Annotated in this window: 1 pseudogene; it reads right to left on the reverse strand. The window is 64.4% G+C overall.

The window, feature by feature from the left end:
* A pseudogene (gene tnpC / locus BRAO375_RS09930) lies at window positions 1–951 on the reverse strand (IS66 family transposase); the annotation flags it as partial.

Here is a 951-nt window from a genome sequence, read left to right on the forward strand (position 1 = left end):
CCGTCGATCATCCGCTGCAGGACGTCCCGCAGATAGGCGTAGGGCTCGACGTCGTTCAGCTTGCAGGTCGTGATGAGCGAGCTGACCACTGCCCAGCGATGTCCACCACCGTCGCTGCCCGGCAAACAGATGGTTCTTGCGGCCAAGGGTGACGGGACGGATCGCGCGCTCGACCGGATTGGTGTCGAGCTCGACGCGGCCATCGTTCAGGAAGCGCGTCAGTCCGTGCCAACGCGAGAGCGCATAGCGGATTGCCTCGGCAAGCGTGCTGCGGCCGGAGACCAGGCGGAGCTGGGCATCGAGCCAGACGTTCAGAGCATCGACGATCGGCTTGGAGAAGGTCCTGCGTTCGGCAAGACGGTAGTCAGGCGATTGGCCGCGGATGCGCGCCTCGATCGCGTAGAGTTCGCCGATCCGGCGCAGGGCTTCTGTCGCCACGGGAGACGCCGTGGCTTCGACGACATCGTAAAACTTGCGTCGCGAGTGGCTCCAACACGCTGCGAGCGTAATGCCCTCCTTGTCGGCCAGTTGCTCGAAGCCAGCATATCCATCGACATGCAGGATGCCCTTGAAGGCAGCAAGATGTGCGGCTGGTCGCTCGGCCTTGCGGTCGGGTGCGAACAGGTAGATGTCGGCCGGAGGTTCGGGTCCGCCCCACGGCCGTTGCTCGCGCGCGTACACCCAAAGCCGTCCCGTCTTGGTTCGTCCGCGACCAGGATCGAGTACCGGGATCGGCGTGTCATCGGCAAAGAGATGGTTGGAGGCGAACACGTTCTTGCACAGCCGTTCGTGCAAGGCCTCGATCCACCAGCATGCGCCGCCAACCCAGCCCGCGAGCGTCGAGCGGCAGAGATCGACGCCATGACGGTCGAAGATCTGCGACTGCCGATAGAGCGGAAGGTGATCGCAGTATTTGCTGATCAACACGTGCGCGAGCAGCGCCGGCGTCGC

The sequence above is a fragment of the Bradyrhizobium sp. ORS 375 genome, from assembly GCF_000239775.1.
In the GTDB taxonomy this organism is placed as follows: domain Bacteria; phylum Pseudomonadota; class Alphaproteobacteria; order Rhizobiales; family Xanthobacteraceae; genus Bradyrhizobium.